The organism is Treponema sp. TIM-1 (assembly GCF_046533115.1).
GTDB lineage: Bacteria > Spirochaetota > Spirochaetia > Treponematales > Breznakiellaceae > JAIRMO01.
Map to the genome: position 1 here is coordinate 24910 of NZ_JAJQRC010000018.1, position 14286 is coordinate 39195.

Genomic DNA, 14286 nt, shown 5'->3' on the forward strand with positions numbered 1-14286 from the left:
ACATTAATACTCCACGACCCGCTTGAGCAGGGTCTGCTGCAACAAACTGATCACAAATAAGGAGAGGAGCATCAGAACGGTTATGGCGGAAGCCATCCCATAGTTTTCGGTGAACACATTGGAGATGAGGTAGACCATTACCGTCCTTACCGCAGGCGCCGGGGCGCCTCCGTTTATCACTGCGTAAATCTGATCAAAGGCCCTGAATGCGAAAATCATGTCCAGGGTGAGGGCCAACACGACCTGAGGGTTGATGAGCGGCAGGGTTAGTTTGAAAAACCGCTGGAACGAATTGATACCATCGAGTTCGGCGGCTTCATACAGTTCCTCGGAAACGTTTTTCATGCCGCCGTAAAGTATCATGATGCTGAAGGGACAGCGGATCCAGATGGAGATGATGACAGCCGAGATGAGAGCCGTTTCGGAAACCCGCAGCCATCCCGGCGGCTGGGTAAGGCCCAGGGTGCGGAGAAGCGTATTTACGATGCCGAAGTTTGGATCGAGAACCCAGTCCCAGATGATCCCGGCGCTGATCATGGCCACCATGAAGGGTAGGAAGATGACGGTGGTGGAAATTCCCGCAGCTTTTGACTTCATCCGGGAAACCGTATTTGCCACCCAGAGGGCGATCACCATTAGCGCCGGTACCAGCATAACCACATATTTTATCGTGACTTTGACCGCCAGAATAAAATCGGCGCGTTTAATAAGGTTGCTGTAATTTCTTAGTCCAATAAAAGTTCTGGACCCCAGGATAATACTTACCTTCGCGAAGGAATTTACAAAACAAAGAAGCAGGGGATACAAAAACACACAGATATAGATAATAAGAGAAGGCAGCAGAAAAAGTGCTCCGGTTACTCGGTATTTTGATTGAATATTCACTAAAACCTTCCTTCTTAAAATATTTTAATGGATTCCTCATGCGTTAACGCCTGATATTCCCGTTTACCCCCTACAGGATCCCATATTTTCCGAAAGATTCTTTCGCTCCCATGCCGGCCTTAATGGCGCTGCCCACTGTCTTCTCTCCGGTTGCCTTTTCGTAAGCCTGCAGGATCACTTCTTCTTCTATTTCCTTTGGTATAACCAGTACGCCGTCAAGATCGCCGAACACGAGATCCCCCGGCCTTACCACCACCCCTTCAATTTCGATGGGAAGCCGGTAATCGAGAACCTTGCCCCGGGGCGCCTGGTCCTGTGCGTAACGGCCGTAGGAAAAACACGGAAACCCAAGGGCCAGTATTCCCTTGGTGTCCCGGTGTAAACCGTTTGCCACAGCTCCTGCGGCGCCAAGAACCTGCATGCGGGTACACATAAGTTCTCCCACCAGGGCGTATGCCGGCGAAGACCCCGAACAAATATAAACCTCGTTTTTTTGCAAATCGTCCAGAGCCTCAAGCATAAGGCCGAATGATTTTTTTAATAATTCATTCTTATTGGAAACATGCTCCCCGTATAAATCCGCCGCAAGAACCGGCATGGCCCGTCCTGCGATAACCATATCATCCCGCAGGGGCTGTATCCGCTGCGGCAGAAACTGATGATAAAGGTGCATTTTATCCAGTATGTCGCCAATCACCGCTGAATAGAGGCTTTTTTTCATCATCGCAAAAAGCTCATCATCATCTTTGAATGCCGGCATATCTTTCTCCTTGTTATTCGATCGCTGCACCTGAAGCGGCGGATTTGCTTATTCTTTGATAGGTTCTTAGATATCCTTCGGGAATATTTTTTTCAGGGCATCTCCAGCGTTCTTTCCGTTTTGCCAGTTCCCCTTCGCCAACCTTAATCTCAAGAATCCGTTCCGGAATATCAATAGTGATGATGTCACCGTCTTCCACCAGAGCCAGAGGTCCGCCTTCGCAGGCTTCGGGTGAAAGGTGCCCTACAAAACAGCCCCTGTTTGAACCGGAAAAGCGTCCGTCGGTAATCAAGGCGCAGGTTTCCGAAAGATTCATTCCTTCCAGACACTTCATGGGCCGGTACATTTCAGGCATGCCCGGTCCACCTTTGGGGCCTTCGTAACGGAGAACGACGGCGGTTCCCTCCCGCACCTTTCCGGCCATAATGGCGTCTACCGCTTCGTTTTCGCCGTGGAAGATCTGCGCCTTGCCCGAAAAGCGCATCATATGGGACGGAACGGCGGCGGGTTTGACCACAGCGCCTGCCGGAGCAAGGTTTCCACTGAGAACCGCTACGCCTCCTTCTTGAGAGAAGGGGGCTTCCATGGTTTTGATAAGTTCCCGGCGGGACGAATACGCGAAGGCGCTGATGTTATCCGCGACGGTTTTTCCGGTAACCGTCAGGGCGCCGGTATGAAGGAGCGGTTCCAGTTCTTTCATTACCGCGGGAACGCCGCCGGCTTCATAAAAATCGACCACATCAAAGGGGGAAGCGGGATATATTGAAGCGACCTGGGGTGTTTCTCTGCTCAGATCGTCAAAGATTTTCAGCGGCAGCTCGCCCAATCCCGCGTCATGCCAGATTGCCTGGAGGTGTAATATTCCGTTAGTTGAACCGCCAATACCCAGCAAAACGCGGATAGCATTTTCTATTGCTTCTTTGGTCATAATTTTCCGTGCGCCGATACCCCCGCGCACCAGCGCCATGACCGCTTCACCCGTATGGTACGCGGCCTGAAACCGGGCGGCGCGCACCGCCGGAATCATTGCCGTACCGGGCAAAGCCATGCCCATCGCTTCGGCGAGACATGCCATGGTATTGGCGGTACCGAGCATGGCGCAGGAACCGCAGCACGGTTCGGCGATGTTTTCTATTCGGGTAAATTCCGCCTCATCGATGAGACCCCGCTGTTTCCAGCCCTCGGCCTCGGTAATGATGTTACCGTCGTAATGTTTACCCTTGTATTCGGCGGGGTACATGGGCCCGCCATTGACAAAGACCGCGGGAATATCAAGACGGGCGGCGGCCATCAGCATACCCGGCTCAATCTTGTCGCAGGACCCCAGTAGCACCAGGCCGTCAAAACAGTGCGCCCTGACCATACATTCGATGGATGACGCGATAAGGTCCCGGGAGGGCAGTATATAGCGCATGCCTTCGTGGCCTTCGGCAATGCCGTCGCAGGGGGCGGTACAGCCGAAAACCATGGCCGTTCCTCCGGCGGCTTCGATGCCCCGTTTGACCTGCTCGTATAGCTGGTTCAGATTAAAGTGTCCCGGATTGGCGTTGGTATAGGAATTCGCCACGGCAATAATGGGCCGCATCAGATCCCTATCGGTAAACCCCATGGATTTATACAAGGCCCTTTTCAGGGTACCGCTGTCGCCGCGTAAAACCGGATTAAAATATTCCTGTTCTTTCATTATTTGCCGCTTCTTCCGAAATGATATACTCATTTTTTTTATAAAGCGAAAAATATCAAAAAAATAGAGTAAAAATATTAAAAAGTATAGAAAAATTGATATTCCTCGGGAGGTATATATTGCAAATTCCCTATGGTGGTTTTATAGTTATTTATCAAAATAATATTTATGAGGCGTGGATGTTTGAAAACTTGACAGATGTGACTTGTTACCGGCTTTTTGATGCCGCCCATGTCAACAATATCGCCTCCGGCGGTCTTCTCAAACCCAAATTCTCCGAAACCCATACCCGTAATTCAGGTGAAGAAAGCTGTCGGATTTTTTTCTTTATTAAGGAAAATTCCGGAACAGTTATGTACAACGGTAACTGGAAAGATATACACGATTATCAGATGTTTTTTATTTTCCCCGGCGAAGATTTCACCATGAAATGCGAGAAAGAAGCTACTGACTGTTTTTATATTTCCTTCCGGCTCCCCGGTAAAATCCCCTGGAATAATTTTGACAATGTGATCGTACTCAACGAATTCAAAAGAGAATTTTTAGATCTCAGCATTAGTCTCGCGTCAGCTTGTCTTCTTAAAGAACGGGATAAAAGCGCCGATATCCTGGGGCATTTTTTACAGCGCCTTGACGAAATAATTACCAAAAGCAGCATTGTATTTGCCACCCGCCATTTTGATACGAGCTTTAAAGGGTTCCCCCGGCATTTTCATGCTCAAGAATATCAGATTGATTACTGCGCGTCAGGAACCGGCTATTATTTTATGGTGGATCACTGGGTAAAATATTCCCCCGGGACCTTCTGTTTTGTTCCACCCCCCTTAGTCCACGAGAGTATTTTGTCCCAGACGGATAAAGCTGATATTTATGGTATCAAATTTCTTGTTGCCAATGATCGCCATATTTTACTCCCGCCCCGGGAGCCTTTTGTGGTAAAGGTTCCACCCGAAAGACGGAGCAAAATCCTTTCGATTCTTAAAAAAATAACCGGACAGTCTGTACAGGACTTGCCGATTTCATCGCTTATGCTGAATAATCTTATCGCCTTGCTGCACGATCTAAAAAACAGCCTGGAATACCTTGAAGATGCCAATCTTCTCACCCAGGTTAAACAAGCGGTGGATACCGGCTATTCGTTTCCCCTTAAAATCGCCGACATCGCGCTGCAGCTCCATTTGACTCCCGAACACCTAAGCCGTCAGTTTAAAAAACTTTCGGGCCAGACCCTCGCCTCGTATATAAACAACCTGCGGATTAATTCCAGCATAACCATGCTGGTCAATACCGATATGCCGCTTAAGCAAATCGCTTCTGAGTGCGGTTTTAAAAACGTCAACTATTTTAATACGGTTTTCAAACAGCGTTACGCCATTACTCCCCGTGAGATGCGCAGACAGAATCTGTCCACTACAAAAAGGCAAGACGCTCCTGTCTGATAGAGCCAGCTTTTTCAAAGCCTTTCCGATAGTACAAAACCATCGTAAAAAATTTAAATCAACAACCCCGCGCAAGCGGACGGGGTATGTTGTTCTCGTAAGGTATTTGACTCAGGGTCCATACCCTTGGTTCCGCCCCAAGGCTCCCCCGCGTGAGCGGGTTCTTGGGTATGGACCCTTCGCAACGAATCAAGAATGAAGATAGTAGACCTGTTTAATAACTCGTCAGCATCCGGCTGATTCATCCGTAACTTCTACAATTCTTTGCCCTAAAAACGGCGAAAATGTATTCCCTTGATAAAGTCCGCCTATGGACGGCGCCGGGACCTAAGGGCTATCTTCCTTTGGGGGGAGGATCAGGACCTTATCAATGCGGTTGCCTTCCATGGCGATGATTTTAAAGCGGAAGCCGTTCCAGTCAAAGTGCGCGCCGATTTTGGGAATTTCCCCGGCGAGGCTTAAAATAAAACCCGCCAGGGTATGGTAATTCTGATGATCCCCGGAGAGGCTGCTTAAGGAGAGGGCTTTGGCGATATCGTCGATGTTAACACTCCCCTCGGCCAGATAGGTACCGTCATCCTGCCGGAGGATCTCCTCTCCCCCCCGGGTGGAATCGGAAAGTTCCCCGACTATTTCTTCAACTAAATCCCGGACGGACAGAACCCCGGAGAAACCGCCGTATTCATCCATGACAAACACAAGATCCGAATCCCCCTGTTTAAAGACCTCAAAGGCCTTGAGGGCGGTCATAGTTTCCGGTACAAAACGGGGGGACTTTAGGATGGCTTTGAGCCCCCTCCAGGGTTCTTCCAGAAGGGCCAGAAAGATGTCCTGGACATAGACCAATCCCACCACATCATCCAGGGTTCCCTTGGCCACGGGGAAATAACGCTGATCCCGGAATTCCAGGGCGGTCTTTCGGGCTTCTTCCGGGCCCGCACGGATATCCAGCCAGGTTATTTCCGATCTATGGGTCATAAAGGTTCCCACGGGCCGGTCCCCCAGGTAAAAAACCCCTTCCACCATGGTCCGCTCTTGACGTTCCACGATGCCGGATTTTTCCCCTTCCCGCAAGGCTATCCGCAATTCATCTTCGGTAATCCCCGGATCCAGGGGTTTTTCAAGACGAAAGACGGCCCGGAGCAATTTTGAGCCTTGGTAAAAGAGGAAGATCAGGGGGTTTAAAAGACCGGTTAAAAAAATGATGACGGGGAGGACGGCGGCGCTTATTTTTTCCGGGGCCAGCAGGGCAAGCTTTTTGGGAATCCCTATGCCCAGGGTTACGGCCCCCAGGGTGACGGCCCCTACCACCAGAATAACGGCAAAAAAATTCCCCAGCGGATACGAGAAGCCTTGGGCGGCAAAAATTGTTTCCAGGGGCCGAACCATCGACCTGCCCCCCAAAACGCCGGTAAGGATCCCCAGAAAACAGATCCAAATTTTGAGAGAAAGAAGATAGGGGCTTGAGTTTTCCGCTATCCGCAGGACCCTGCGGTACTTTTTATTGCCCTCCTCCGCTTTTGCCCGGAGCCGGGACTTTCGGGAAGAGATCAGGGCGGTTTCCGCCAGAACAATAAACCCATTTAATAGTAACAATCCCAAGATAATCAGGATGGTTCCCAGAGGATCCTCCATACCTACCCCTTCTGCGGATCATTGATTTCTTCCCGGAGCAGCGGCCGAAGGATATGCACCCCGGTCTGGGAGGTTTCCAAGGTTTTATTTCTGCCATCCGGGGTCAACTCCTCCAGTAGCTGGACCACAGGAAACCGGGGATTTTCCGGATTCACATCAATTACCTGCCCTTTTTTACCGTTGGAGAGCAGCACATACAAACCGATGGGATAAATGGACAGGGAAAATATCAGCGCCCGGATGATGGTTTCATCATACTGTTTGCCGGGATTTTTAAGGAGATCCAACATCCCCTCATAACCGTCTTTAGCCGCCTTATAGGGCCGGTGGTTGGTAAGGGCCTCGTAGGAACAGGCCACGGCGATGATCTTCGCGTAAAGGCTTATCTTATCCCCGGTTAATTTTTGCGGATACCCGTCGCCATTTTCCCGCTCATGGTGTTCCAGGGCGGCGATACTTATGATCAGGGGAAAATCAAAGGACTTGAGCATATTGTAGCTCAGGATAGGATGGGTAAGAATCGCCTGCCGTTCCTTGATCGAAAGGGCCCGCTTATTACTATAAATTTGGGGGGGAAGCTTGGTCATCCCTATTTCATGAAGCAGGGCGGCAACCCCCAGTTCAATAAGCCGGTGATAGGGTAATTTAATGAAATAACCGATAACAATGGCAATAATCGTTGACTTTATCGCGTGGGTGGCGAGGTAGTTCTGTCCCGGTTTGGGTTCGGCCATCCGTTGTACCCGGAGCAGAAAACGGCGGTCTTCCTTTATAAAAATACAGACCGTTTTGATCTTCTCCGCCACCTCCTTAAAATCAAGTTTGTTCTTAATTACCATGTCGGAAAAAAGGGTTTCCACATATTCGGTAAAGGAGTCATAGAAAATTTCGGCCCGCCTTAATTTTTCCCGGTCGGGTAATACCTCGGTGGGGATGATTTCTTCTTCCGGACTGCGGGTAAATTCTTCCGGTTGGTAGGTCTCCCGGCATTCCCCGTCGCTTTCTACCGCGTTAAAGCCCCACTTTAAAAGGATCTGGGCGATGTCCTGGGTAAAGGGCGTTTCCGGAGCGGCCACAATAAACCGATCCCCGATATATACCGATTTGGAGAAGAAACTGTTCCGGGGAATATCTTTAACCATATATTTGTTCATTTCCGATTCCACATCTGTCATTCCGTTGACTTGTCTATTTCTTTAATCTATCATAAATGTCGGTAATAATACATGCCTTATTGAGGCTGTTTCAAAATCCGGCGGCCCAGGGCCGGGATTTAAAAAACCGCAGGGTTGATTGGTAAAGGACGGGGCGTTTGAAATTCACCTCCATTTTTATACTGTTTAATTTTTTACTGTTGTTTTTCTTAATTCTGGCATGTGGTATGCCCATGGTCATCTTAAAATCCTGGTTTTTGGGGGATTATTGGAGCATTATCTGGCCGGTGATCTTATTCCTCCTTATTATTCTTATTACCCTGGATAGTTTCTATCTTATTAACCGGCGCTTTCTTCAATTATTGGAAAAGGAAGATTGGCCCGCCTTGGTCCGGTACCTGGAACAGCGGATATTCAAGGACGGCCATTATACGCCCCGGCTGGTACGGCTTTTGGCGAATGCCTATCTGATTCTTTCCGATTCGTCTTCGGTGGTAAGTATGGAAAACAAAGTAGCTATCGCAAAGCCCGCCCTGGTGGACGCCAATGCCCTGATTTTTGGTACCGCCCGGATCCTGAACAAGGATGTCGGCGGGGCGCTTACCTTCTTTTCTACCCGCCTTAACTCGGTAAAAACCGAATCCGCCCCGTGGGTACGCTGGTATTACGGGTTTTCCCTGCTCCTGGACCGGCAATTTTCCGCTGCCGGGGATCAGTTCAAAGTCTTGGCGGCGGAGTCCAAAGACGGGATAATTACCGGTCTTTCTTCTTTTTTCCTGGCGGAAAACCTCGGCAAGGCCGTCCCCCAGCGGAGCCTGGAATTTACCGCCGCCGCCATGGAGGGAAGGAACCGCCTTAAAAAAAGCTTTCCCTCCGTAAACGCCTGGAACCGGGAGGTAAAAAAGATCCTCAATGAGGTGTATACCGTGGTCCTCTCAAAATATATCAACGAAACCACGGTATGGTTATTTGGAAATTGAACGGGGCTTTCCCAAGCTTCGGTTGTGGAAAAGCCCTTTTTTCAGGGTTCCCCTAAAAAAAAGACGATGCGCCTGGACGTCGGAATGCGCACCGTCTACTAACTTGAGGTATTATCCTCCCGTTGTATTTTATATCGGCGCTATCCTTTTGAACCTTTAGGGGGAAAAGCGCGAAGTACGGACAAATTATACTCCGCCGCCAGAGCCAGCGCCCGGTATAATTTTGTTGATAATTCCAAATATCGTTCCAAGGGCTTCCCGGGGGGGCTTTCCAACCGGGCTTCCAATTCCTCGGCGGGGGGAAAGAGAAACCCCGCGACGTCCTTTACCGCACTGGAGCTTATCCGCCGATTGGTCTCGTCCAGTTTTGCCAGGATCCTTTCCTCCACGTTTTTTTTCCTTCCCAGATCCCCATAAGCCGCCGCGGCCCGGCGCTCCGCTTCTTCGGCCAGGCTTTTTATCCCCTCAAGACCCTCCAACAGAGTATCCCGGGCCTTCCGGAAGGCCCGGGCCCGCTCTTCGATCCGCTGTGGGGAATAAAAATCCCCGGTAATTTGGGCAAAAACCTCCCCCAGGATCCGGTTTATCTCGTCCCGCCGGGGGGGCAGGGCGAGGAGTTCCTCGGGATCCGCCAGATCCATGCCGGGAATGGCCAGTCCCCCGGGGGAAAAGCTCCGGGTGTGTACTTCGGGATAAAGCCGGAAACGGTTTTCAAACCAGGCGGAATAGAGGGAAAGCCGCCGGTCCGTAAGGACCGTTCCCCCCCCGGCGGCAGCGGCCCAAAAGGGCTGCCCGTCCCGAAGGGCCCGTACCGACCAGGTTTCCGGGGGGATAAAACGGTTGCCCACCGCCAGGGCCCGCTCTTCAAAAAGGGCCCCCTTAAAATGGGTCTTTAATTCCGGAAAGGCCAGATCAAGTCCTGCCCACCAGACCGAAGATGCCCCCAAGACCCGGGCAAAATCCCAGGCGCCGGCGGCCACCGAGCCCCCGGCGCCAAGGGGTCCCTTGGGATCCACCATATCTTCGATAAACCGCCCCAGGGGGAAGAGGGAACCGCAGAGAAAGGTCCGTCCAAAGGGCTGCCGCAGTACCGGGGGGTAGACCGCCGATTCGGTAACCAGGCAGCCCGTGATCGCCGCGGTCCGGTCCAGGTGCCGGGCGTTCCAGTATTGGGGGTCCACCACCAGGGTGAAATCGGGGCTAACCCCTGTTCTCAGGACCAGCCCCAGGGAGGTATCCACCGCCACCAGGACACAACGTTCCGCAAAGGCGGGGAGCAGCGTCCTGACCCGGTCCAGGGAAGGACCCGCCGCCACGAGGAGTACCGGCGGCCCGGAGGAGCCCTTGGTTCCGTCCTTTTTCCAGGCCGGCAAGGAGAGACAACCGGCCAGGCGGGAAATTCCCGGCAGATCCCGGGCGGCCTCCATGTTCCGGGCCAGGTTCCGTACCCAGCGCCGGCCGAAGCGCCGGAGGGTTGCCATGTTCACATCCTCCCGGGAGGTCCAGGTCCGGATCCGGTGTTCCACCCCGGTATACCAGGCCTCGTCCAGCTGCATCAGGGCCCGGTTTTTAAGGAATTCCGGGGAACTCCCCTCCCCCGGGGCAGCACCCCCAAAAAGAGCAAGGGCCCCGGTAATCCCCTCCCCGGTTCCGCCGACCACAAAAATGAGCCGGCGCTCATGGAGGAATTCCCCCAGATCCCTGGTTTCCAGGGCCTTTTTCAGGACCGCCCCGTGACGTTCCAGGATGATCAGGGGCCGTTCCGGCTGGGCAGCGGCAAGGGCTTCCGCGGCATATCCCAGGCCAAAGCCCAAAACCACCAAGGGGCCATCCCCGGTTAAGCCCTGGGCAAGGCGCCGCCCTTCCCGAACCGGGTCCCGGGGAGAGTGGATGTGGATGCCTTCAATGATCAAGGTAGGATCCCCGGCGGCGCTTTTTTCCACAAGTATTTTCCGGGGCGGCCCCTGATTCCGGTGAAGTTCCTCCTCCAGTCCCGGATATCGTTCCCGGAGGATCTTTATATTAGTATCCCAGGGTTCCATGGGAGGGTCCCCTATTCCAGTTCCAGGGTGATGGTATCCCCCGGAGAAAGGGGTGTTCCCGGTGGGGGATACTGGCGGCGTACCCAGCCTTCACCGGTAATTTCAATATGAACCTCATCCTGAAGGAGCAGGGGAAGCAGGCTGCGTTTTGAATAACCGGAAAAGTCCGGGACCGTATCCGAGAGGATGGGGCCCTCATCCGGGGGGATACTCACCGATCCGGAGTGGACAACCTGGGGGTTTTTACCCCGGGGTATCCCCAGGTAATCCACCAGGGCTTCGGCGGCTTCCCGGATAGGGGCCGCCGCGATCCGTCCCCCCAGATAGGAAATTCCCTGGGGCTTTATAATGACCAGATAGAGGATCAGGGAGGGGGATTCCGCCGGAACCATCGCCAAACAACTGGCGATAAAATCTTTATCCGAATAGCCCCCGGTCAGGGGATCGATAATCTGGGCGGTACCGGTTTTAACCGCCAGAGAGAGGTCCTCCATATTGGCCCGCCAGCCGGTCCCGATATTGGAGGTAACATCCACCATATACTGCCGCATATTCCGGGCGGTCTCTGCCTGGAGGACCCGCCGGGGAGAACCGGCGGCATAGGACTCGGATTTTTTGCCGTCCCCGGATACTATCCGGGAGATGATCCGGGGGGGGACCAGAATGCCGTCGTTGGCCACCGCCGTGGCAGCCTGGAGCATCTGCAGGGCGGAAACAGCGATCTCCTGCCCCATGGCGATGGTGGGCTTGGAACGTTCCGACCACCGGTCCGGAGCCCGGAGGAATCCCACGGTTTCTCCGGGATTTCCCGCCCCGGTCCGGGAAACAAAGCCCAGGTTCCGGATTAAACTATTAAAACTTCCCACCCCCAGCCGGTCCGAAGCATAAGCCGCTCCGGCGTTACAGGAATAGGTGATGATTTCTCTGGCCGTTACCGGTCCGTGGGCGGCCAGACAATTAATGGTGATCCGTTCCCCCAAAGTGGTGGTCCGTTCATAATGTCCGTTGCAGACAAAAACCGTTTCCTCATCAATAGCCCCGGAATCCAACAGGGCGGAAAGGGAAAAAATCTTGAATACCGATCCCGGTTCATAGGCCCAAATAGCGGGCCGGTCCATCCGGGCGTTTTCATCGGAATCCTGGATGTGGTTGGGATTAAAACCGGGGAGGGAGGCGGAACCCAGGATATCCCCGGAACGGGGATCCATGGCCAGGAACATCACCGCTTCGGCCTGGTTTTCCTCCAGGATCCGGGAAGCGATTTCTTCAAGGATATGCTGAACCGTAACATCGATGGTGAGGACCACCTGATTGCCGGTCCGCTTACTTCCATCCACGCTTTCCCCGGTTTGGGCCAAGTCGATCCCGGTAAGTTCCGTCTCAAAGGCATATTCAACCCCCGCCAGTCCCTGATTATCATCCCCGACAAAACCGATAAGCTGGCCGGCCAGTTCCTGTTCCGGATAGATCCGTCCCGCGATGTTTTCGATGTTTACCCCCCGCAGATTTCCGCCGGCCTTGGCCGTTTCAATTGCCGTAATCGTAGCGGGTCCCACCTGTTTTTTCAGATAGATAAAATCACTGGAGGAATCATAGATCCGCTCCCGTATTTCCCCGGCGGATATCTGTAAAATAGGGGCAAGTTCCTCGCTGAGCAAATCCACATCGTCGATCCCGGGCCGCCAGATGCTGATATTTCCCAGTTTGGTTTCCATGGCAAGGATACGGCCATTCCGGTCCAAAATGGGCCCCCGTTCCACCGGGGACTGCCGGGACTGCAGGGTATCCGCTTCCGGCCGGCCAATCATCAGCATGGCATACCGGATAAAAACCGTCATTACCGCCAGGGCAAACAGACCGGCAAAAATAAAAAAACGCTTTCGGTTTTGAGGTTTTTGGGGTACTCTTCTTTCGGCTCTATCCATGTGCTATCCGGGGTGTTTAAAAAATTGAAGGCTGTTTCAAAACCTGCCTGGATTTTGAAAACGGCTCAATGGGTATACAAAAACACCTGCTCTACCCTTTATTTTTCGGTCATTTGCGTCCGTTTCAAAACCCAGGTTGCTACGGACTTTGTTTCCGGTAAAGCCGGCCTGGGCAAAACCGGTTTTACCGCCTTATTTTCCCAAAACTTTTCCTATAATATGATACAAGGGGACCGGGCCATAGGCCCGGGAATCGTAGGAATCAACGCTGTTATCCCCAAGGGCAACAAATTCATTTTTTTCGGTAATCCGGGCACAACGTTTCACCGCGATTTCTCCCTGGGGAGTAAAAAAAATAACCACATCCCCCACCCGGGGCCGGCCCCACCGGAAGAGGTACCGGTTGGTTAAGGGAAGGCGTAAACCGTAGGACAAACGGCTGACCAAAAGCACGGAACCGCTGGTAATTACCGGCGCCATGGATTGGCCTTCGGCGATCACAAAATCGAAGCAAAAAAGCTTCATCATAATCGCCACAAAAAAGGCCCCCAATATCGCCTTTTTTGAATTTGCCCGTAGGTCCATGGCCTTAGTATAATGGTTCTTCTGATTTATGTCGATAAATCAGTATGATGATCGATATAATTCAAAGACAACAGGTATATCGGCGAAGCAGGGAATCTTTTCTCCCCTGGCATTCCACCTATAAGCCGGTGGATCAACATCCTGTCCGTATTCGACGGCTGCGTAAAAAAAATAAAACCCAGGACCATCGTCTTTTTATATCCCCATCCATCCCGGCTGCTTATCCCTGGGGAGAGAAAAAACACCTCCTATGGGGACTCCTGATTACCGGACTGGTCCTTTCCACTTTCCTTTTTTTCCGGAAATTAAATTTTGATTTATTCGCTCTACGGCCGCTTGAGGTAGAAGGGGTCCGGCGGCATTTAAGTTCCTATGCCGGACTTATTCCCCCCGGGGTCCCGGATTCGGAAGATAAAATTCCCCTGGATCTTCTGGAATCCTTTGCCTGGGAATCCTATAAAATTAGGCCGGGAGACTCCATATCAAAGATAGCCGCCGCCCGTTCTATTTCCCTGGACGCTATCATCGCTTCCAACGGTATTACCAATGCCCGGCGACTGCGGGCCGGGGAACTTATCCGTATCCCCAATATGGACGGGATACCCTATACGGTTAAGAAAGGGGATTCCCTGTCAAAAATTTCCGGCGCCCACGGAGTACCCCTGGAGGCCATTTTGGATGCCAATGACATCAAAGATGACTTTATCAGTCCCGGTACGGTGATTTTTATTCCCGGCGCTAAAATGAAGACCGAAGAACTCAAACTTGCCCTGGGGGAACTTTTTATCTATCCCATCCGGGGAAGGCAGACCTCTCCCTACGGCTGGCGGAACGATCCCATCAGCGGGGTCAGGCGCTTCCACGCGGCCCTGGATCTGGCGGCGCCGAAGGGGACCCCCATAAAAGCCGCCATGGACGGCAGGGTGGTTACCCTGGGGTTTAATTCGGTATACGGCAAGTATATTATTATGAGTCACAGCAACGGATTTCAAACCTTGTATGCCCACATGAACGCTACGTCGGTAGGACAGGGCGCCTATGTGCAGCAGGGAACTAAAATAGGAGAAGTGGGCAGCACCGGCTACAGTACCGGCCCCCATCTGCATTTTGGGGTATTTAAAAACGGAAAAGCCGTGAATCCCCTTGAATTTCTTAATCCATAAGTGTATACTGGGTATAAGTTTTCATATGCTCCTA

11 protein-coding genes are annotated in these 14286 nt (G+C 52.3%); 3 read left to right on the top strand and 8 right to left on the bottom strand.

The genetic code is table 11. From position 1 onward, the window contains the following. Positions 1–3: 3 nt before the first annotated feature. The 3 genes from LQZ21_RS08650 to ilvD form a co-directional block, all read right to left on the bottom strand. Complete coding sequence (locus LQZ21_RS08650) at positions 4–813, bottom strand: carbohydrate ABC transporter permease (RefSeq protein WP_411043884.1); 810 nt, start codon at positions 811–813, stop codon at positions 4–6. 142 nt (positions 814–955) lie between these two features. Beyond that, complete coding sequence (locus LQZ21_RS08655) at positions 956–1645, bottom strand: RraA family protein (RefSeq protein WP_411043885.1); 690 nt, start codon at positions 1643–1645, stop codon at positions 956–958. Positions 1646–1658: 13 nt separating this feature from the next. Next, positions 1659–3362 carry a dihydroxy-acid dehydratase gene (gene ilvD / locus LQZ21_RS08660; protein WP_411043886.1) on the bottom strand — a complete coding sequence of 568 codons (1704 nt, stop codon included), beginning with the start codon at positions 3360–3362 and terminating at the stop codon, positions 1659–1661. A 146-nt stretch (positions 3363–3508) separates the two neighbouring features. Here ilvD and LQZ21_RS08665 point away from each other — a divergent pair, with 146 nt between their 5' ends. After that, positions 3509–4768, top strand: a complete 1260-nt coding sequence (locus LQZ21_RS08665) for a helix-turn-helix transcriptional regulator (protein ID WP_411043887.1) — start codon at positions 3509–3511, stop codon at positions 4766–4768. Between the two features lie 327 nt (positions 4769–5095). Here the strand turns inward: LQZ21_RS08665 and LQZ21_RS08670 are convergent, their stop codons facing one another. Together LQZ21_RS08670 and LQZ21_RS08675 are read right to left on the bottom strand one after the other, a co-directional pair. Further along, positions 5096–6403, bottom strand: coding sequence for a hemolysin family protein (locus tag LQZ21_RS08670; protein ID WP_411043888.1), 1308 nt, complete (start codon positions 6401–6403; stop codon positions 5096–5098). Positions 6404–6405: 2 nt separating this feature from the next. After that, positions 6406–7557, bottom strand: coding sequence for an HD-GYP domain-containing protein (locus LQZ21_RS08675; RefSeq protein ID WP_411043889.1), 1152 nt, complete (start codon positions 7555–7557; stop codon positions 6406–6408). 233 nt (positions 7558–7790) lie between these two features. On the opposite strand from LQZ21_RS08675, the gene LQZ21_RS08680 reads away from it, so the two are divergent. Next, the gene (locus LQZ21_RS08680) at positions 7791–8537 is read left to right on the top strand and encodes a hypothetical protein (protein ID WP_411043890.1); all 747 of its coding nucleotides are present in this window, start codon (positions 7791–7793) and stop codon (positions 8535–8537) included. A 140-nt stretch (positions 8538–8677) separates the two neighbouring features. On the opposite strand, the gene LQZ21_RS08685 is transcribed toward LQZ21_RS08680, so the two are convergent. The 3 genes from LQZ21_RS08685 to LQZ21_RS08695 all read right to left on the bottom strand — a co-directional run bounded on the left by LQZ21_RS08685 (position 8678) and on the right by LQZ21_RS08695 (position 13089). After that, positions 8678–10579, bottom strand: coding sequence for a motility associated factor glycosyltransferase family protein (locus tag LQZ21_RS08685; protein ID WP_411043891.1), 1902 nt, complete (start codon positions 10577–10579; stop codon positions 8678–8680). Positions 10580–10590: 11 nt separating this feature from the next. Then, positions 10591–12504: a penicillin-binding protein gene (locus tag LQZ21_RS08690; protein WP_411043892.1), complete on the bottom strand. Its 1914-nt coding sequence runs from the start codon at positions 12502–12504 to the stop codon at positions 10591–10593. A gap of 192 nt (positions 12505–12696) precedes the next feature. Next, positions 12697–13089, bottom strand: a complete 393-nt coding sequence (locus LQZ21_RS08695; RefSeq protein WP_411043893.1) for a S26 family signal peptidase — start codon at positions 13087–13089, stop codon at positions 12697–12699. Between the two features lie 44 nt (positions 13090–13133). On the opposite strand from LQZ21_RS08695, the gene LQZ21_RS08700 reads away from it, so the two are divergent. After that, positions 13134–14252, top strand: coding sequence for a peptidoglycan DD-metalloendopeptidase family protein (locus LQZ21_RS08700; protein ID WP_411043894.1), 1119 nt, complete (start codon positions 13134–13136; stop codon positions 14250–14252). Positions 14253–14286 lie beyond the last annotated feature (34 nt).